Here is a 14,614-nt window from a genome sequence, read left to right as displayed (position 1 = left end):
TTGGTTTGCTGTCAGCCGTGATTCATGTAGTTCTGACACCAGAACAGCAGCTCGATACGATTTCTGGAACGGGTCTTTCTGAAAATACTGTAAATATGGGTTTTTACGGTATTAATACTGATATGAAGCTGCTCTGCGATTTCCTTATTCTGCGCGCCTTCGGACACCAGCTGCACAATCGACAGCTCACGTTTCGTCAGCGGCGTGTCGGTCGTAACCAGTGGCGGCGACATTGACTTTTCTGACCAGAATGCATTTTTCAGCTTCGCCCGCATCTGTCGTATGGCACTGTTTATTGACGAGCGACAAAACCAGACATCCCGTGTATGAATACGCCGCAGCCCCTTCATAATCAGCTCAGGCGGATCTTCCTGATAAAATGCGCCCTCGATACCGGCAACAATAGCACCCGATTCATCCAGCGCCTCACGCATTAAGTTAAACAGCACCCAGCGTGCACTGCCCTGGTACTCTGAATACGCCGGCATAATAGAGGCGGCGTTTGCAGAATCGTAAAACACCACATCGTTTTCTGCCGTTTCAGGTAACTGCCCGACGTGATGAACAATAGTAAAGTTATAGCCACAGGTTTTAAGTAAACCTGTGAAAAAGTCTGTTTGGCGGCTCTGTTCAGTCTGGTCAGTCTGACGGGCCGGTGTCACTACAAAAAGATGTGACTTCGGTGGTGGTTCACGCATAGATACCCTCCCTGGGCAACAAGGTGTACTGCGCCGAAACTTCACTAATGGCAACGATTTACATTAAGGAACTCGCGACAACGCAGCCCGGATGGCTACACGCGATAAGGGGAATTGCTGATGGTAAAAAGCATACCATCAGCAAAATTTGATTTCATCAAAAATTATGATTGATTATTAAGATTTTCTTTAAAGCAGAAAAGTAAGTATCTATTTTTATTTCTTAAAGACTATTAAGAATGGTCTCTGCGTCACTAACCTCAAATCTGCCCGGATCTTCCACGTTAACTTTTTCTACACGGCAGTCGTTAACAATCATGGCATAGCGCAGCGAACGTGTGCCGCCAAATGTGCTGGTATCCATGTCCAGCCCGATAGCTTTGGTAAACTGGGCGTTACCGTCTCCGACCATCTCAATTTCCTCTGCATTATGGACTTTACCCCAGGCATCCATGACAAAGGCGTCATTTACCGACAGACAGATAATCGAGTCGATGCCTTTGGCTTTGATTTTATCCGCCAGCGCGACATAGCCGGGTAAATGTGCATTAGAACACGTGGGGGTAAACGCGCCGGGCACAGCAAATACTACTACCCGCTTACCGCCAAACAACTCATTGGTTTTAGGGTTCGTCATTTCGCCGTTTTTCAACTGGCTAAAATCAACTTCTGGCAAGGTACTTCCAACTTCAATCATGTAGATCTCCTGGGGCTAATGTACACATCAAACCGATGTTTTTTACTTGTTATCGCCATAGTGGGCTGCTGCCCGTTCAGAACATCAGCGCTATTGGGCCGTTTTACCACCACCCTGTGCTTTGCTAAACCCAATGCGGGAGGTAACAGAAGATTTGCGTCTTCATCATTTCCCAATAACTGTTGGAAAATCCGCATTTCTTTTTTCACTAACGCTGACTTTTTCCGATGCGGAAACATGGGGTCAAGATAGACCGCATCCACGTTGTCACCATCCCAGTATTGCATCACCTTTGTGCTATTGCCATGATATAAAGTTAATCTTTGTGCTACCGTGTCGCTGGCTTCCTGCAGTCGCCTTATGCCATCTTCCAGCAATGCTGCCACCACCGGTGAGCGTTCAATCATGGTGACATGACAACCCACGCTCGCCATTACAAAAGCATCCCTTCCCAGCCCTGGTGTGGCGTCTATGACATGGTAATTTTCATGTCCTTTCAGGCCAATCGCTTTTACCACCGGTTCGCTCTTGCCACCACCACGTTGCTGCCGGTATGTGCTGCTTCCGGAAAGAAAATCAACCGAGACTGGCAGCTGTTTGGGATCGGCAAAGTCTTTCAGGCTCAGTTGGCCGTCTTCTATCACCATTGCCAGAGCTGAAGGCAGCGCCGTCTCTATAGCGAACTGCCATTTTTTGGCAATACGTGTAGCCAGTCCGGCATCTGCTGTATTGCCGTTTTGAGAAATAAACATCGGCACATCAGGCATGACCGTATTGCTCCTTTTGCCCTATCCAGCGATTAATAATGGCCTGTGCGTGTGACGGGTAGTTTTCCCACAGGTGCGAAGCGATATTCTGCACCTGAGGAATGATGCCGGCATCACGCACCAGATCGGCAATTTTCAGCTCCGCCATGCCGGTTTGGCGTGTGCCCATCAGCTCCCCCGGACCGCGAATTTCCAAATCTTTTTGCGCGATATAAAAGCCATCACTGGACTCGCGCAGCACGGCTAAACGCTGCGTGGCCGTTTTCGACAGCGGGCTCTGGTACATCAACACACACTGACTTTCTACCGCGCCACGCCCTACCCGACCTCGTAACTGATGTAACTGCGCCAGGCCAAGTCGTTCCGGATTTTCAATAATCATGATGCTAGCGTTGGGCACGTCCACGCCAACTTCAATAACAGTGGTTGCCACCAGCAGATCCAGTTCGCCGTCTTTGAAGGCCGCCATGACCGCCTGCTTTTCCGCAGGTTTTAATCGTCCGTGGACTAACCCTACCTTCAAGTCGGGTAAGGCCGTGCGTAATGTAATGGCGGCATCTTCGGCTGCCTGACACTGCAGTACTTCGGATTCATCAATCAGTGTACACACCCAGTACGCCTGCCTGCCGTGCTCTTTACATGCCTCATGGACCCGCGCAATAACATCGGCGCGTCGGCTGTCAGGCAACACCACGGTGGTTACCGGCGAGCGGCCTGGCGGCAGCTCATCAATCACAGAGGTATCTAAGTCTGCATAAGCCGTCATCGCCAGCGTGCGTGGTATAGGCGTAGCGGTCATGATCAGCTGATGCGGAAAACGGCCCTGCTGCTCGCCTTTTTCACGCAGCGCCAGTCGCTGATGTACACCAAAACGGTGTTGTTCGTCTACGATTACCAGCGCCAGTTGCTGATAATGCACCTGCTCCTGAAATATGGCGTGGGTACCCACCAGCATCTGCACATCGCCGCTGGCGAGACGCTCTAATACCGCCTCTCGCGCCTTACCCTTAAGTTTTCCGGCCAGCCAGCCCACTTCCACTCCCAGCGGAGAAAGCCATTCACGAAAATTGTTAGCATGCTGTTCGGCAAGCAGCTCGGTAGGCGCCATTAACGCTACCTGATATCCGGCACCAATCGCTGAGAGCGCAGCCAGCGCTGCCACCAGCGTTTTACCAGAGCCAACATCGCCCTGCACCAGCCGCATCATGGGTCGTGAACGTTGCATGTCCTGCTGAATGTCAGTCACCACGCGCTGCTGTGCGCCGGTAGGAGAGAATGGTAAGGCATTCAGCAACCGATCTATCAGTGCCTGATTGACTTGTATCGCGATACCAGGCTGGGCATCAGACTGTTGACGTACTTTCAGTACACTTAAATGGTGAGCAAGAAGCTCTTCGATAATCAGCCGGTACTGCGCGGGATGCGCGCCTTCCTCGAGTTGCGACACCGCCACATCCGGTGGCGGACGATGCACCAGATGCAGCGCATCTTTCAGTGATATCTGTTGTTCGTACATTCCTTCTGGCAACAGGTCGCCAAGGCCGCCTTTATCCAGCAGCACAAGGGCTTGATCGGACATATTTCGCAGCGTGAGTTGCTTCACCCCTTCGGTGGTAGGGTAAACGGGCGTCAGCGTTTCTGCTGCGGGATCGGTCGCGTCATCCACCAGAGAAAACTCCGGATGCATCATCTCCAGACCCCACTTGCCGGCCCTTATCTCGCCAAAGCAGCGTACCTCGTTTCCGGGAGTCATGATGTTGCGTTGCGCCGCGCCAAAGTGAAAAAAGCGCAGCGTGATGGTGCCGGTGCCATCTGACACTTTTACCAACAGCATGCGCTTCTTCCCGTACTGAATATCTGCACTTTTTACCTCACCCTGAACGCTTACGTGGGTAAACGGGCGACACTCCTGAACCTGATAGGTACGGGTACGATCTTCATAGCGAAGGGGTAAGTGAAACAACACATCCTGCACGGTAAACAGGTGTAGCTTAACCAGTTTCTCGGCAACTTTTGCCCCCACGCCCTTTAAAGCGGTGACCGGCATCTGCGCTAACGATTGCATGGTGACGATAGGTGTCCTTGTTACAGCTCGCGTACAAACCGGTGAGTGATGTTCCGTGCGACAGATTAGTGTTCACTTCGCACTGAGCAGGTATGGAAACGGATGCACTGCACAGCCTTTTGACGGGCGTTTTTGTTACATCAACAGGGCGCAAACCGGTTTGCGTTAGTTTGAAAGTGAGTGTAATGGATCCGTTGCGATATGGCGAGTATCCCGCACCACAGAACAGGTGCGGGGCAATCTATTTATTTAAGACTTATTATTCTTTGTTCAAAAAGAAGGTTGTCATTCCCTATGATCCCTGACCTGCAACTGCAAACGTCAGGACTCGCTGAGTCACATTTTCTTTAATACTTTCGCGACAGACAACACCAGTTCTGCAGACGGTCTGACTTTGTAATCCGGATTAACGTAAGAAAACTCAATAACCCCTTTTGAGTCGAGGAAAAACAGAGCCGGTGCCGGAAGTACTGCCTTGCCATTGTCGTCTTGTGTCAGGGAAATGCCGTATTCCTGATAGCGTTTCCGGGTTTCATCATCAAGATAAAAGGCGATGCCAAAACCTGTCAGCGTTTCGAGTGAGGGATCGATATAAAGCTGCGCAGCAAAATCGCTCTCCAGCGCCTGCGATTGCAACTGCTCCGAAGTTTGCGGTGAGACAGCCACAATCTGGTATCCCAGATTGGTTAACGCCTTTTCAATGTTCTTCAAGTCAGCAAGCTGTTGGTTGCAGTACGGGCACCAGCCTCCACGATAAAAAAGCATCAGGGTGGGCTTATTCATCAGGATCGCTTTAAGACTCACCGGTGCACCTGAAGGCGTCTGCAGCGTGGTGTCGGGTGCGGTCATGCCATTTAACAGCGGCGTGACGTTGTGCGCCGCATCCGCAATGTGGCTGCGCTGTTGGGCAGACGAGAAAAAGGCAATACAGGCGAGAAAGACAGTTACAGCAAGCTTATGAATCATAAAAGTGGCTCCGGTGAGTGTGAAAAGAGACAGACCCGCAAAAGGCGCACTTTCTTTCACGGATATGGCATAAATCGTGCGCTAAAAGGCAGAGAGCATCATAAAAATTACTAGAGCCTGTTTATCTTTGTTCAGTATTTGTGTTGGATGCTAAAACGCCCTAATACAAGGCAGAAGCAGCGTGGTTTGGCAATCCAAATAAGCGGCTGATAACGCAGTAGTAGGGCGTTTTAGCTCCAACCCTGTGGGCAGTGGCCAGTTTTGCGCAATACGGCCCACAAATTCACTTATTTAGGCCCCCTAAACTTCGCTCATTTGCGATTGTCTGGCACAAAATTGGCCGTCTGCATAAGCACTGAACAAAGATAAACAGGCTCTAGCATTATGATACGACTAGATACCCACGCGGGAGAGAGTGATATGACCGGTGATAAAACCCATTGTGAGAGGTGTCGTCACGTATTCGGCGCGAACGAACCAAGCTATGCCTGTCAGTTCGCGTGTACCTTTTGTAAAGTCTGTGCCACTACCGCGCTACACTTGCGATGCCCAAACTGTCAGGGCGTACTGGAAGACACCCGGCTCATTGATAAGAACAAACAGACAGAAAATTAGCAGGGGGACGCCCCAACTCGAAAAACGGATTGGATCTGAGGATGGCGCAGGAAAGCAGGCGTTTTGCGGAAGTTTTTTTGCATTCCGCCTGCCAGTTAAGGCAGGCAAGAAATGAAGCCACGTTCTTACTCGGCGGCCTCATCGGCATGAAGTGCCTTGATGGCGGCAGGCGACATCTGCATTTGTTGCCACCAACGCTCGTCGGCCGCAATGTGGCCATTTTCATCGATGGGCGGATACGGAATTTCTTTGCGTTTACACATCTTTTGCAAGCGCGGATAGCCGCCTTCAAAGAGCATGCGCTGACACTCTTCTTCATCCAGATGCTGGATATCATACATACCGGCAATCTGACGTTGGCGCTGCGCTTCATAAAGCACTAATGCGGCAGCAACAGAGACATTCAGCGACTGCACCATTCCCACCATAGGGATCACAATATCCTGGTCGGCCATGGCAATCGCTTCATCAGTCACACCGTACTTTTCCTGACCAAACAACACTGCGGTAGGTCTGGTGTAATCCACATCCCGGAAATCAACAGCGTCTTCTGACAGGTGTGTAACCAATACCTGCATGCCCTGCGATTTCAGCGCACCGATAGCATCAGTAATATTGTCATGGTTGTTCACCCGCACCCATTGCTGACTGCCCATCGCGGTGCCACCACGCAACTTGTATTTTTCTTCCCAAACCGTGTGAACCCGGTGAATGCCGATGGCGTCACAGGTGCGTACGATGGCCGACACGTTATGCGGCTTATGCACGTTTTCCAGACACACCGTCAGGTCTGTCTGTCGTTTGGCCAGCACATCTCGAATGCGCTGGTAACGCTCTGGTGACATGTGCTTACTCCGGCAACTCCATAACCCCATCGATTTCAATTTGGGCACCTTTAGGCAGTGCGGAGACCTGCACGGCAGCACGGGCCGGGTAGGGTTTATTGAAGTACTGACTCATGATCTCATTGACGGTGGTGAAGTGAGACAAATCGGTCAGATAAATATTCACCTTCACCAGATCGTTGGTGGTGCCGCCAGCGGCTTCACATACGGCTTTCACGTTATTGAAAACCTGGGTGGCCTGTTCAGCAAAGTCTTCCGATACCATTTCCATGGTATCCGGAACTAAGGGAATTTGTCCTGAAAGGTATACGGTAGTGCCGGCTTTGATTGCCTGGCTGTATGTACCAATGGCTTCAGGTGCGCGATCGGTCTGGATCACTGATTTAGACATAAGAAAATCCTGTTTTTAACTGTAATTAGTGTCTGGACTGACTGTGACGGGATACGCGTTGTACTTCAGGCATCGTTCTTATCTTGCGCATAATATTCGCAAGATGTACCCGATTATGTGTTGTCAGTTCAATGTCGATAAAGTAGATGTTGCTTTCTTTTTCTTCGGTTTGCAGGCCGATAATATTGGAATCACAGCCTGAAATGGTATTCGTTAACGTAGCCAGCGTACCCTGATGATTATACAACTCAATGCGCAGAGATGCTTTGAACTCGCCCTGCGGTTCGTCGTCCCATTTCATCGGTAGCACACGCTGCGGCTCTTCACGAGACAGCTTTCTGATATTGGTACAACCGGTCTGGTGAATTGTCATCCCACGTCCGGGGCTTAGTACCGCGACAATCTCATCATCCGGAATAGGGTGACAACATTTTGCATAGTGCACCAACAAGCCTTCGGTGCCGCGAATGGCCACATGGCCTTTCTTATCCGGCAGGTCAGTGCTTTCGCCAAGCAGACGACGGGCGACAATGGCGCTTAACTCATTACCCAGTCCTATATCTACCAGCAGCGAATCGAAGTCGGTATGTTTGGTTTCCATCACCACCCTGTCGATATCTTCCTGTGCGATATCATCCAGTTTCACCGTGCCCAAGGCGTGTCTAAGAAGACGGTTGCCCATGTTCACCGCTTCTTCAGAATGTTGCTTACGCAGGTACTGACGAATGCGGGTTCGGGCACGGGCGCTCACCACAAAGTTAAGCCAGTTAGCATTTGGCTTTGCCTTGGGCGAAGTAATAATTTCAATGGTCTGACCGTTTTCCAGCGGCTTGCTCAGGCTGTAGTTACGCCGCTCGACGCGGACACCGACGCAGGTGTTACCGATATCGGAATGCACCGCATAAGCAAAATCAACCGCAGTCGCGCCCATCGGCAGCTCAATAATGCGGCCATCCGGCGTAAATACGTAGATCTCGTCAGGAAACAGATCGGTTTTCACCGACTCAATAAATTCGAAGGACGAACTGGCTGACTGCTGTAATTCCAGCAACGACTGCATCCACTTGCGTGCGCGCAGCTGCGCGGTGGTATCGCTGTCGCCCGGCTCCTTGTAGAGCCAGTGTGCGGCCACCCCTTTATCGGCCATCTGATCCATCGCCTGGGTACGAATCTGAACCTCAACCGGAATACCGTGAGGGCCAATCAGCGAGGTATGCAGTGACTGATAGCCGTTGGTACGCGGAATGGCTATGTAATCTTTAAAGCGCGTTTCTATTGGCTTGTACAGGCTGTGCATCGCACCGAGTGAGCGATAACAGTTGTCTACCGTGTCTACCACAATACGAAATGCATAGATGTCCATGACTTCATTGAACATCAGCTCTTTGTTTTTCATTTTGCGGTAAATAGAATACAGATGCTTTTCCCGACCCTGAACACTGGCCTCAATTCTGTATTCTGTAATCCGCGTTTCCAGCTCTTCGCGAATGTTCTCGATAATTTCTTTGCGGTTGCCCCGCGCCTGTTTCACCGCAGACTTCAGCGCGCGGTGACGCATGGGGTACATGGCCTGAAAACCTAAGTCTTCAAGCTCATTCTTAATATCATGAATACCGAGGCGGTGCGCGATAGGGGCATAAATTTCCAGCGTCTCTAATGCTATCCGGCGGCGCTTGTCAGGACGCAGCGCACCGAGGGTACGCATGTTGTGCGTACGGTCGGCCAGTTTTATCAGGATAACGCGAATATCCTGCACCATCGCCATCATCATTTTGCGGAAGTTTTCTGCCTGTGCTTCCTGCTTGCTGTTGAAGGCGATTTTATCCAGCTTGCTGACACCTTCGACCAGTTCAGCCACGGTGTCACCGAAAGACGCTGCGAGGTCTTCCTGACTGTAGTGTGTATCTTCAATGACATCATGAAGCAGAGCTGCCATCAGGGTTTCATGATCCAGATGCATGTCCGCAAGGATCCCCGCCACCGCAACAGGGTGCGTGATATAGGGGTCGCCGCTGGAACGCATTTGACCATCGTGCGCTTCATGCGCCAGCACAAACGCATCCTGAACCAGTTTTACCCGGTCTTCAGGAAGATAATCGGCAACTTTTTGTTTTAACCCTTCAAACAGATACACAGCAGGTGATGATGTCCACTAAACGTCGTTAAAAATAATGAACTTACAGAATACGTAGAATTAGAGGGAAAGCCAATGGTAAAACGCCAGTGTACCTGCAAAACAAGTACACTGGCGCTGTCAGAACTGGCTTACACGTTAATGTGTGTAATTACTGCTCAGAAAGGATATTCGCTACTGAGGCAAATTCTGCGCTGTCCTGTTGTTCCTGGTCACGGATTTCTTCCTGTTCCAGCGTGCTGGCGGTTACCAGGCCTTCTTCGATTTCACGAAGCGCAGTAACAGTGGGCTTATCGTTAGCAACATCAACCAACGGATCTTTACCTTCAGTGGCAATTTGACGTGCACGACGTGCTGCAACCAGCACCAGGTCAAAGCGGTTACCAATCTTGTCTACGGCATCTTCTACGGTTACGCGAGCCATTACTATCTCCGAAAATAGGTTGAGCGAGTATTTCAAAAAACGGCCGCGTAGTATATACCACGCAATGCCGCGATCCTAGTGTTTTGTGCAAATTAGCGCCAGCGGGATCTGCGATCCTGCCACCAGATTTACGTATCAGTGCTGGTCAGTTGCGCAAGCAGTGCCGCATGACGAATTTGCTGCTTTGACGCCTGCTGCCTCTGGGCGCAGACGATGGCCTCCAGCTCATGCAAAGCAGTGGTGAAATCGTCATTGATCAGCAGGTAGTCAAACTCGGCATAGTGCGACATTTCCGACACGGCTTCTGTCATTCTTGATGCGATAACCTCTTCAGAATCCTGACCACGGCGGGTGAGTCGCTCCCGCAGTACTTCTACCGACGGCGGCAGAATAAAAATCCCGCGGGCATCCGGCAGCAGCTTCTTCACCTGCCGGGCACCCTGCCAGTCAATGTCCAGAAAGACATCTATACCACGGTGAAGCGTTTGCTCAATGGTCACCCGTGATGTGCCATAGTAATTGCCAAAGACTTCCGCCCACTCGAAAAACACGCCTTGCTCGATAAGACTTTCAAATTGATCCCGGCTGACAAAATGGTAATGCTCACCATCAATTTCGCCCGGACGGGGCTGGCGGGTAGTGTGCGATACCGATACCTGCATGGGGTAGGTTGCGTTATCACCGTGCTTTTCCAGCAATGCTTTGATTAAGCTTGATTTTCCAGCGCCTGATGGCGCGGCGAGAATAAACAGGTTACCGAGTAATGAAGCCATAAAAATTTTTAATTTTTTATCTTAACGTGGTGATTTAAGCGCACAATGGTAGCATATCGACTTGCGATCCCGTAAAAAAACAACAATAACGTTGCGCTGTGAATACTACATGTACTGCCGTTACCGGTTTGCATTGCTACCGGGTTACCCGAGTGCCTGTGACATACGATTTTGTCGCAGCCTCAACCCTGTTACGGAAAAACGGTTTCGACAGACCAGATAGCGAAACAGTATGATATTCACCGATGTCGCGCATACCGCACGTACTATAGGATAAAACAATGAGTGAGAGTTTAATACCCTGTGTTGAAATTAACCCGTCACAGGAGGCAAAAGCCTGCATCATCTGGATGCATGGATTGGGCGACTCAGGCCATGGTTTCGCACCCATCGTGCCCGAGCTTAAGCTGCCTGAAGCGCTTGCGATACGCTTTTTGTTCCCCCATGCACCGGAACGCCCTGTAACAATAAATGGCGGCATGCGTATGCGCGCCTGGTACGATATTAAGTCGCTGGATTTTAACAGTCGCGCCGATTTAGAAGGGGTTTTAGTCTCTGCCAAGCAGGTTGAACAGCTCATAGAATCCCAGATTGCCAAAGGCATTCCGGCTGAACGTATTATTCTTGCCGGCTTTTCTCAGGGCGGGGTTATCGCTCTTCACCTCGCGGCCCGCTACCAGAAGAAACTGGCAGGCGTGATGGCGTTGTCTACCTACATGTGTGAGCCTGACAGCCTCGCGTCAGAAGCCGTCGACACCAATCGTGAAACTCCGATCATGATGGCTCACGGCGAGCAGGACGAAGTAGTGCCGATGTTTTTAGGCAATGCCGCGTACAAAGTACTTAAAGAAAATGGCTTTAATGTCACCTGGACGACTTACACCATGCAGCACAATGTTTGTATGAAAGAGCTAGACGATATCAGTGCATTTATCCAGCGCACTCTTGCCTGACAGCTTCTCCCGCCGTGAGCGCTCTCTCTTACGGCACCTTTTTCCCTTGTATACTTCGCAAAATACTTCACCCGCGCCATCACTTCTAAAACGCCAGCAGCTTCCTACACACTGAAATATTTTATTGCAAATCCCCTATTCCATTTACCTCTACAAGCATTTATCTTTACATAAAGATAAACACATAAAGCGATTGTTAACACAGGAATACGGTATGAGATATTTCTCAGTAACACGGCTATTTACGCTGCTAATCTGCGGCGTTTGCTTTTACGGCTTTGCGGCAGACAACAGCTCAGCCACGCAATACGATAACCTGATTCAGGCTTATCATGATATCCATGGTTTTAGCGGCACGGTGAAAGTGGTTGATAGCAATGGTGCAGGCTTTGAGAAAAGCTACGGTCTTGCCAATCGCAGTTTCCAAATTCCCAACACGGTTGAAACCCGAAATTCCGTCAACTCCATATCTAAAACCTTTACTGCTACCGTCTTGCTGATGCTGGCCGAAGAAGGGGCTATTGATTTAAAAGCCACTGTGGGGCGATATCTCCCGTCGCTGACCGCAAGCTGGAAAGACGAGATCACCGTGCACCATTTGCTGTCCCACACTTCCGGCCTGCCACGTGAGTCGGGCGTACAGGCACACGAAGCGCTTACGTTCAAACAGCAAATCACCCGTTATATTAATAGCTTGCCTTTGCTTTTCAGCCCGGGTGAGAAATACGAATATTCCAATGCCGGTATCACGCTGCTGGGCGCAATCATTGAGAATGTCACGCAGGACACCTATGCCAATGTCATTACCTCGCGCATCATTGCGCCTTTAGGCCTTAGGAATACCGGCGTGTATCAGTCGCGGAACATCGTGATGAATCAGGCGGAACCCTATCGGTTCACCCGACACGGCATCGAGTCGGCGCAGCGCAGCAAGCACTGGGGCGACAACGCCGGTGGCGGGCTTTATTCAACGCCGTCTGATTTACATCGCTACGTAACCGCCCTGAAAACCAATAAACTGCTTCCTGAAGCGTTTACCGCGTTACTTTTCACACCTCACGTGCAATCCGGAAATAATGATCATGAAGGCTATGCCTGGAGTATCAAACAAGCCGGTGACGACACGCTGTATTTCGCCGCCGGCAGTGGCTATGGTACGAAAAGCGTCATGATTCAGTCTGCTGACTCTGCGCGCTTTATTGCCATTACATCTAATTGGGGAAATACCCCTGTGCTTAAGATGCTGGGCGATCTTTACATGCTGTCTCTGGGTCAGACGGTAACGCCACCAGACAGCAAAGCGCTGGCCCGTCCGCAGGATTATACAAATCAGACAGGAGACTATGACTTTGATGCCGAAGCCGTTCGTGTGCATCTGGGCATGGACGATCCGGTCATTACGCTGCAGGCGTTTGAAGGCAAGCTATTTATGAACGATGAACTTCTGGCACAAAAAGACAGCGGCATACTGGGACTCACCTACACGGAGGAGATCCAGATTACCTTTACCGACAATACAATGCGTATAGCGATAAACGGCAATGTGCTTGAGGGGAAAAAGCGATAATTGTGGGAGAGGTACCATCGTCCGTAGTCCGGGGATATCGCCACAGCAAAGGATTGCTTATACTCACAAAACAGACACTGCAAAAAAACGGAATACGCTATCAACAAGCTTAATCAGGTTCCTCACTTACTGGCCCGGGCAGAAAAACAATGGTCAGACATTCACCCGGATCTCCCCGTGGCCGATGCCACGTTGCTGGGGGGCCTGATCGGTGTGGCGTCCAATTTTGATGCTATCGGCGTAGCGGCCCTTAAACAATTTGGTTTGGGACAATCGGAACACGATGTACTGGCCTGCGCAAGACGTCAGGAAGTGCCACACATTGCTACGCCCGGACTGCTGCTTGAGGAAGTGCGAATTACCTCAGGTGCGCTGACAACCTGTATTAACCGGCTAATAGACAAAAAGCTGGTAAAGCGTGTCCACGCTGATAACGACCAGCGTTCTAAACCTGTTGCGCTGACAGCTAAGGGGAAGTTGTTGATTGACGACGTCACTGCGCACCGTTTCGAACTTGCACGTACACTGTTGTCTGACTTTTCAGAGCAGGAAAAAGCCACCTTAAAGCGCATGCTTTTCAAACTCGGTCAGGTTTCGATAAAAGAGCCCGTGTGATCACAGGATCACGCACAAAGAGATACCCCTGCCACTTGTCTTGGTAATCGCCGGAGCACGATTATCGGTTTCGTTGATGCAGTTCAATACGATATCGGTGCGCCAACCGTCTGATTTCGTTAGAATGGCGCGATAGACCACCAATCCATTATGCAGGACAGTTATGACCGCAACGACCCCACGCACGATCCGCATCGCTACCCGCAAAAGTGCTTTAGCCATGTGGCAGGCTGAGTATGTAAAAGCCGAGTTGCTTAAGCATCATCCCCACTTGTCTGTAGAGCTCCTTCCGATGAGTACTCAGGGCGACAAGATCTTAGATACGCCACTGGCGAAAATCGGCGGCAAAGGGCTGTTCATAAAAGAGTTGGAAATTGCCATGCTGGAAGGCAGGGCGGATATCGCCGTTCATTCTATGAAAGACGTGCCGGTGGAATTTCCCGAGGAATTCGGACTTCACGCAATTTGCGTGCGCGAAAATCCGTTTGATGCGTTTGTGTCAAACACCTATGAAAACATTGAGGCGCTGCCGCAGGGCGCTGTGGTTGGAACCTCCAGCCTGCGCCGCCAGTGCCAGATCCGCAAATACCGTCCAGACCTGCAAATCCGCGATTTGCGCGGCAACGTCAATACGCGTTTAGCGAAGCTGGATAATGGCGATTACGACGCGATTATCCTGGCGGCTGCCGGTCTGATTAGACTGGATATGGCCGATCGCATCCGCGCACAGCTTGATGCTGACGTATCCTTACCTGCTGTGGGGCAGGGCGCAGTAGGCATTGAGTGTCGCAACGACGACGCCGAGTTGATTGAATTGCTGCAGGCACTGGATCACGAGGATACCCATACCCGGGTCACCGCAGAACGGGCGATGAATACGCGTCTGGAAGGCGGGTGCCAGGTACCTATCGGCAGCTTTGCGACGCTCGATGACAACGAGCTGACAATTACCGGCATGGTGGGGCAACCGGACGGCTCAACGTTACTGTACGCCTCTGCTACCGGCGATCGTCAGCGCGCCGCTGAGCTGGGCACCGAAGTCGCCGAGGCATTATTAGCGCAAGGGGCAGGCGAAATTCTAAAGGCACTTTACGATTAACCTGT

The 14,614-nt window shown here is 50.8% G+C and carries 15 protein-coding genes; 5 read left to right on the top strand and 10 right to left on the bottom strand.

Annotated features, from left to right (window positions below; genetic code table 11):
* Positions 1-11: 11 nt before the first annotated feature.
* The 5 genes from JKP77_RS22570 to JKP77_RS12300 form a co-directional block, all read right to left on the bottom strand.
* Positions 12-698 (bottom strand): helix-turn-helix transcriptional regulator, encoded by a 687-nt coding sequence (locus tag JKP77_RS22570; protein ID WP_274608663.1) that lies wholly within the window; start codon positions 696-698, stop codon positions 12-14.
* Positions 699-921: 223 nt separating this feature from the next.
* A complete protein-coding gene (locus tag JKP77_RS12315) occupies positions 922-1,395 on the bottom strand; it encodes a peroxiredoxin (protein WP_218311528.1) in 474 nt (157 codons plus the stop codon).
* Positions 1,392-2,162: a class I SAM-dependent methyltransferase gene (locus tag JKP77_RS12310; RefSeq protein WP_218311527.1), complete on the bottom strand. Its 771-nt coding sequence runs from the start codon at positions 2,160-2,162 to the stop codon at positions 1,392-1,394. Before JKP77_RS12310 ends, JKP77_RS12315 begins: the two co-directional genes overlap by 4 nt.
* Positions 2,155-4,227: an ATP-dependent DNA helicase RecG gene (gene recG, locus JKP77_RS12305; RefSeq protein ID WP_218311526.1), complete on the bottom strand. Its 2,073-nt coding sequence runs from the start codon at positions 4,225-4,227 to the stop codon at positions 2,155-2,157. The genes JKP77_RS12310 and recG overlap by 8 nt, the downstream gene beginning before the upstream one ends.
* Before the next feature lie 336 nt (positions 4,228-4,563).
* Positions 4,564-5,193, bottom strand: coding sequence for a peroxiredoxin-like family protein (locus tag JKP77_RS12300; RefSeq protein WP_218311525.1), 630 nt, complete (start codon positions 5,191-5,193; stop codon positions 4,564-4,566).
* A gap of 384 nt (positions 5,194-5,577) precedes the next feature.
* Here JKP77_RS12300 and JKP77_RS12295 point away from each other — a divergent pair, with 384 nt between their 5' ends.
* Entirely contained in the window at positions 5,578-5,808 is a 231-nt protein-coding gene (locus JKP77_RS12295) for a DUF1272 domain-containing protein (RefSeq protein ID WP_218311524.1), read from the top strand.
* 125 nt (positions 5,809-5,933) lie between these two features.
* Here JKP77_RS12295 and trmH read toward each other — a convergent pair whose 3' ends face one another.
* The 5 genes from trmH to gmk all read right to left on the bottom strand — a co-directional run bounded on the left by trmH (position 5,934) and on the right by gmk (position 10,375).
* Positions 5,934-6,653: a tRNA (guanosine(18)-2'-O)-methyltransferase TrmH gene (trmH, locus tag JKP77_RS12290; RefSeq protein ID WP_218311523.1), complete on the bottom strand. Its 720-nt coding sequence runs from the start codon at positions 6,651-6,653 to the stop codon at positions 5,934-5,936.
* Positions 6,654-6,657: 4 nt separating this feature from the next.
* Entirely contained in the window at positions 6,658-7,044 is a 387-nt protein-coding gene (locus JKP77_RS12285; RefSeq protein WP_218311522.1) for a RidA family protein, read from the bottom strand.
* Between the two features lie 25 nt (positions 7,045-7,069).
* The gene (spoT, locus tag JKP77_RS12280; protein WP_218311521.1) at positions 7,070-9,178 is read right to left on the bottom strand and encodes a bifunctional GTP diphosphokinase/guanosine-3',5'-bis pyrophosphate 3'-pyrophosphohydrolase; all 2,109 of its coding nucleotides are present in this window, start codon (positions 9,176-9,178) and stop codon (positions 7,070-7,072) included.
* Between the two features lie 151 nt (positions 9,179-9,329).
* Positions 9,330-9,602, bottom strand: a complete 273-nt coding sequence (rpoZ, locus tag JKP77_RS12275) for a DNA-directed RNA polymerase subunit omega (protein WP_218311520.1) — start codon at positions 9,600-9,602, stop codon at positions 9,330-9,332.
* 128 nt (positions 9,603-9,730) lie between these two features.
* A complete protein-coding gene (gene gmk / locus JKP77_RS12270) occupies positions 9,731-10,375 on the bottom strand; it encodes a guanylate kinase (protein WP_218311519.1) in 645 nt (214 codons plus the stop codon).
* 281 nt (positions 10,376-10,656) lie between these two features.
* Here gmk and JKP77_RS12265 point away from each other — a divergent pair, with 281 nt between their 5' ends.
* From JKP77_RS12265 to hemC, 4 genes are all read left to right on the top strand, one after another.
* Positions 10,657-11,328: an alpha/beta hydrolase gene (locus JKP77_RS12265; protein WP_218311518.1), complete on the top strand. Its 672-nt coding sequence runs from the start codon at positions 10,657-10,659 to the stop codon at positions 11,326-11,328.
* A 214-nt stretch (positions 11,329-11,542) separates the two neighbouring features.
* Positions 11,543-12,895, top strand: coding sequence for a serine hydrolase domain-containing protein (locus JKP77_RS12260; protein WP_218311517.1), 1,353 nt, complete (start codon positions 11,543-11,545; stop codon positions 12,893-12,895).
* Between the two features lie 177 nt (positions 12,896-13,072).
* Complete coding sequence (locus tag JKP77_RS12255) at positions 13,073-13,510, top strand: MarR family winged helix-turn-helix transcriptional regulator (protein WP_218311516.1); 438 nt, start codon at positions 13,073-13,075, stop codon at positions 13,508-13,510.
* A gap of 163 nt (positions 13,511-13,673) precedes the next feature.
* Positions 13,674-14,609, top strand: a complete 936-nt coding sequence (hemC, locus tag JKP77_RS12250) for a hydroxymethylbilane synthase (RefSeq protein WP_218311515.1) — start codon at positions 13,674-13,676, stop codon at positions 14,607-14,609.
* Positions 14,610-14,614: the final 5 nt, after the last annotated feature.

The sequence above is a fragment of the Alteromonas antoniana genome (genome assembly GCF_019249295.1).
GTDB classification, from domain to species: domain Bacteria; phylum Pseudomonadota; class Gammaproteobacteria; order Enterobacterales; family Alteromonadaceae; genus Alteromonas; species Alteromonas antoniana.
This window is presented reverse-complemented; position numbering and strand designations above follow the sequence as displayed.

Excerpts from the sequence above, each read along its gene's own strand:
- trmH (WP_218311523.1), bottom strand. The coding sequence starts at position 6,653 with ATGTCACCAGAGCGTTACCAGCGCATTCGAGATGTGCTGGCCAAACGA.
- gmk (WP_218311519.1), bottom strand. The coding sequence starts at position 10,375 with ATGGCTTCATTACTCGGTAACCTGTTTATTCTCGCCGCGCCATCAGGC.
- JKP77_RS12315 (WP_218311528.1), bottom strand. The coding sequence starts at position 1,395 with ATGATTGAAGTTGGAAGTACCTTGCCAGAAGTTGATTTTAGCCAGTTG.
- rpoZ (WP_218311520.1), bottom strand. The coding sequence starts at position 9,602 with ATGGCTCGCGTAACCGTAGAAGATGCCGTAGACAAGATTGGTAACCGC.
- JKP77_RS12295 (WP_218311524.1), top strand. The coding sequence starts at position 5,578 with ATGATACGACTAGATACCCACGCGGGAGAGAGTGATATGACCGGTGAT.
- recG (WP_218311526.1), bottom strand. The coding sequence starts at position 4,227 with ATGCAATCGTTAGCGCAGATGCCGGTCACCGCTTTAAAGGGCGTGGGG.
- JKP77_RS12310 (WP_218311527.1), bottom strand. The coding sequence starts at position 2,162 with ATGCCTGATGTGCCGATGTTTATTTCTCAAAACGGCAATACAGCAGAT.
- JKP77_RS12265 (WP_218311518.1), top strand. The coding sequence starts at position 10,657 with ATGAGTGAGAGTTTAATACCCTGTGTTGAAATTAACCCGTCACAGGAG.
- JKP77_RS12260 (WP_218311517.1), top strand. The coding sequence starts at position 11,543 with ATGAGATATTTCTCAGTAACACGGCTATTTACGCTGCTAATCTGCGGC.
- JKP77_RS12285 (WP_218311522.1), bottom strand. The coding sequence starts at position 7,044 with ATGTCTAAATCAGTGATCCAGACCGATCGCGCACCTGAAGCCATTGGT.
- hemC (WP_218311515.1), top strand. The coding sequence starts at position 13,674 with ATGACCGCAACGACCCCACGCACGATCCGCATCGCTACCCGCAAAAGT.
- JKP77_RS12300 (WP_218311525.1), bottom strand. The coding sequence starts at position 5,193 with ATGATTCATAAGCTTGCTGTAACTGTCTTTCTCGCCTGTATTGCCTTT.
- JKP77_RS22570 (WP_274608663.1), bottom strand. The coding sequence starts at position 698 with ATGCGTGAACCACCACCGAAGTCACATCTTTTTGTAGTGACACCGGCC.